This is a genomic window from Ideonella sp. P3_A4, from assembly GCF_056403075.1.
The window spans coordinates 1-3,333 of record NZ_JBFUGE010000628.1; the positions used below are offsets into that span (position 1 = coordinate 1).

6 protein-coding genes are annotated in these 3,333 nt (G+C 68.2%); 3 read left to right on the forward strand and 3 right to left on the reverse strand.

Annotated elements, in window-relative coordinates:
- The 3 genes from AC1DYI_RS30155 to AC1DYI_RS30165 all read right to left on the reverse strand — a co-directional run.
- On the reverse strand, window positions 1–561 hold a 561-nt coding region (locus tag AC1DYI_RS30155), incomplete at its 3' end, for a hypothetical protein (RefSeq protein WP_477207801.1).
- Between the two features lie 6 nt (window positions 562–567).
- The gene (locus tag AC1DYI_RS30160; RefSeq protein ID WP_477207802.1) at window positions 568–1,083 is read right to left on the reverse strand and encodes a hypothetical protein; all 516 of its coding nucleotides are present in this window, start codon (window positions 1,081–1,083) and stop codon (window positions 568–570) included.
- Window positions 1,084–1,106: 23 nt separating this feature from the next.
- Window positions 1,107–1,661, reverse strand: coding sequence for an RNA polymerase sigma factor (locus AC1DYI_RS30165; RefSeq protein WP_477207803.1), 555 nt, complete (start codon window positions 1,659–1,661; stop codon window positions 1,107–1,109).
- 278 nt (window positions 1,662–1,939) lie between these two features.
- On the opposite strand from AC1DYI_RS30165, the gene AC1DYI_RS30170 reads away from it, so the two are divergent.
- The 3 genes from AC1DYI_RS30170 to AC1DYI_RS30180 form a co-directional block, all read left to right on the forward strand.
- On the forward strand, window positions 1,940–2,215 hold the full coding sequence (locus AC1DYI_RS30170; protein WP_477207804.1) for a hypothetical protein: 276 nt from the start codon (window positions 1,940–1,942) through the stop codon (window positions 2,213–2,215).
- 117 nt (window positions 2,216–2,332) lie between these two features.
- The gene (locus tag AC1DYI_RS30175) at window positions 2,333–2,725 is read left to right on the forward strand and encodes a hypothetical protein (protein ID WP_477207805.1); all 393 of its coding nucleotides are present in this window, start codon (window positions 2,333–2,335) and stop codon (window positions 2,723–2,725) included.
- Between the two features lie 82 nt (window positions 2,726–2,807).
- The coding region (locus tag AC1DYI_RS30180) for a phosphotransferase (RefSeq protein ID WP_477207806.1) at window positions 2,808–3,333 on the forward strand (526 nt) is incomplete at its 3' end.

The window sequence follows — 3,333 nt, forward strand, 5'->3', positions numbered from 1 at the left end:
CTGCCACGTCAGCGCATTGGCCAGGCCGATCTCGGCCATGACGCGCAGTTCGGCGTCGCCTTCGCTCACACAGCGCGACGCCGCGCCGCGGAACATGCGCTCGGCCTCGGCGTGCCGGTCCATCCGCGACAGCGTCGTGCCCAGGTTGATCTGCACCTTGCCCGCCGAGCGCTGGTCGCCGATGGCTTCGAAGCGCGACAAGGCGAGCTGGCCGACGCGCACCACCTCGTCCTGGTGGCCGAGCAGCAGGTGCGCCACCATTTGCGGCAGCAGCGTCTCGGCTTCGTGCCGCGCGTCGGCCAGAGCGGCGAATGCGTGGCACGCCGCCTCGAGCTGGGCCAGTGCGGCCGGCAGTCGCGATTCGGTGAGCAGCGCGATGCCCTCGACCCAGTCGCGCACCGGCAGCAGTGCCGCATGCACATCGGCCGGCGCATCGGTGTTCGCTTCGACCAACGCCGAGAGCGTGTCGGCCAGCACACGGGCCTGGGCGGGCTCGGTGTGCCAGGCTTGGTAGCAGGCCTCCTTGAGCCGCCACGCCTGGTCGAGCAAGGCGGGCTGCATCGTCGCTCAGCCGGGCGGCGGCAACTCGAACGGGGGCAGGGTGATCTCCCAGCGCTCGGTGCGCAGCACAAGCCGGCACTCGCCCGGTGGCACCGGCTCGAGGCTGAATTCGGCCTGGGCACTCCAAGGCTCATCGAGGCGCTGGTCGCCGCAAGTGAGCTGCACATCGCCGGGCCCGTCATCGCCCAGGCATTGGCCGTCGATGCGCCAGGTGCCGCGCACGGCGCCAGGCACCACGCTCAGCGCCACGTCGATGTCGTCGGCGCTGAACACCAGACGGCGCGCCGACGAGCCGCTGGTGCGCACCGGGCTCAGCGCCGTGCCGATCTCATCGAACGTGAGCACCGCGAGYAGCCGCTGCAATGGCGAAGGGGTGCCTGCACGCGAAGCTGCTGGGCGGCGCGAGACATCGAAGGCATCCATGGCCTTCTGGATCAGGTGCTCGGGTGCGTGCTCGAGCCCGCGGCTGCGGGCCAGCACCTCCTTGAGTGCCTGCAGATTGGCGTCGTCGGCTTCATGCATGGTCGTACCTCTTCATGCTCGGCTCACGCGCTCTCGAGAAGCACACGCAGCTTGCCCAGGCAGCGCTGGCGTGTCGGACTGAGACTGCCGGACGGCATGTCCAGGCGTTGCGCGATCTCGTCGTAGGACAGTGGTGTCTCGGCCAGGTACAGCCATTCGATGATCTGCCGGCAGCGCGGCTCGATGCGCTCAAGCCCGCGCTGCACCGCGTGCCAGGTCTGCACCTCGGCGAGAAACTCTTCGGGCAGCGGCTGGGTGTCGGCCACCAACTCGAGCGCGTCGTCGCCGGGGCCGTCGCGCCGAGCCGCATCTCGCCACACGCGCCAGGTCTCGAACTTGGCCGTGGTGACCAGCCACTCGCGCAGGCGGTCGGGTTGCTGCAGGCGATCGAGGTGCTCGAGCAGGCGCAAGAAGGTGGTCTGGAAGACGTCTTCGACCGCGGCGTCGGGCAGCCGGGCGCGCCTGGGGATGGTGTAGACCAGCGCCTCGTAGCGCCGGACCAGGACGCTCCAGGCAGCACGTTCCCCTGCGGCGCAGCGCCGGACCAGCTCGCCGTCCGTGATCTCGTTCCAGTCCACAGGGATCCCCCGGCCGGATTGCGTCCGGGCGATCATGCCACCAAGCAGGGCGAGAGTCGACCGGCCATATCCGGCGACTGGGATGGTGCACTGCACGCTGTCCATCGGGTCCTTTCATGGCGATCTGACGGCAACACCTCGGGGGCGTTCAGTACGCACAGAGCGCCGCGGGGGCGCAAACGTACATCGTGGTTGCCCCCTGGTTGGCACCTATCGGCGGGTACGAAGACGAGCGGTGGGCGCTCTGTGCAGGCAAGCACAACCGATGGAGGTGCACCATGAGAGCCCAAGCCATGAGCAGCGACGCTGGTCGCCTGCACGAACTGCGGTTCGCCTCGTTGTTCGACGGCGGCCGCGGCATCACGGTGCCTTGCGACGAGCAGGGCAGCGTGGACCTGGACACGATGAGCGAGCGGATGCGGATCTCGTACTTCAGCGCCAGGGCCCGCATGGGCCGCGATTTCGCCTACCCGATCGTGCGGCCGGTGTACGAGGGTCCCGACGCGGCTGGGCTGGCGGCTTCGGACGCCTGCTTTTCACGTGGCACGTACTAATCCGTTATCGGTGTGCTCTGTGTGGCAGGTGATGTCAGACAAGGCAACACCTGATCGGCGATACCCGCGCCAGCGGAGACGCCATCCAAGTCTCAACGATTATCCAAGGAGTTCATCATGAATTGCATCTTCCGGCCCATCGCCAGGATCACCGCCCTGCTGCTGAGCGCCAGCCTCGGGTCACAGGCCTTCGCTTGCCCGGACATCACCTTCAGCTTCGACAACAACACCGGCACGCGGATCCGCGTGAACCAGGTGCGGGTCCTCGACGCCACGACGGGGGTCGTGTCGACGGTGGGAACCGCCAAGGAATGCTTCGATACCTACACCTGCGTCACCCCGGCCGTCAATCTGCCCATGGTGATGGTCGGCGACAACATCTCGACCGTCTGGTTCCGCTACCGCGAATGGGTCGGTGGGGCCTGGGGCGGCAACATCTGGACGGCGGCGAACGCCACGGTGGTCCCGCAATGCGTTGACCATCGCAACTACGGCACTTGGGTCATCTGATGATCCAGCGAGCGGGCGCCCCAACGTCCGCTCGTTACCTGACTTCACGCCCTTGCGAGGCGCGGGGAAAGACAATCCCGCGATGACCCCATTGACGCTACCCGCCACCATCGACGTCGCGGCCTTCGACGCGCTGCATGACGAACCCGCGCGCTGGTGCGACGTGATCGCATCGATCGCCGCCGGCCACTCGGGGGCGTCTGTCAGGCAGGTCGAGGAAGGCACGGTATTGGTCGGCCTCGTGGGCGACGAGCTGGTCGTCAAGCTCTACCCGCCGTTCCTGCGCGACCACTGCGAATTCGAGCGGCAGGCCTTGGGCCAGTTGCAAGGGCGCCTGGGCGTGCCGACGCCTGCGCTGGTCGCCACGGGCGAGCGCGACGGCTGGCCCTACACCGTCATGACGCAGCTTGCCGGCGAGCCACTGACCGAGGTCYGGCCCGGGCTGCCGGAGGCGAAGAAGTGCAGCGTGCTGGCAGCCATCGGAAAGCTGGCGGCCGAGGTGCATGCGCTGCCGCCCGCCGGGCTCTTCGCACTCGCGCCAGACTGGGGCCAGTTCCTGCAAGGCCAGCGTGCTCGGTGCATGCAGCGCCAACAACGAACGCGCTTGC

What these genes read in the sequence shown, in the direction of transcription:
- AC1DYI_RS30175 (WP_477207805.1), top strand. Translation starts at nt 2,333, where the DNA reads ATGAATTGCATCTTCCGGCCCATCGCCAGGATCACCGCCCTGCTGCTG.
- AC1DYI_RS30170 (WP_477207804.1), top strand. Translation starts at nt 1,940, where the DNA reads ATGAGAGCCCAAGCCATGAGCAGCGACGCTGGTCGCCTGCACGAACTG.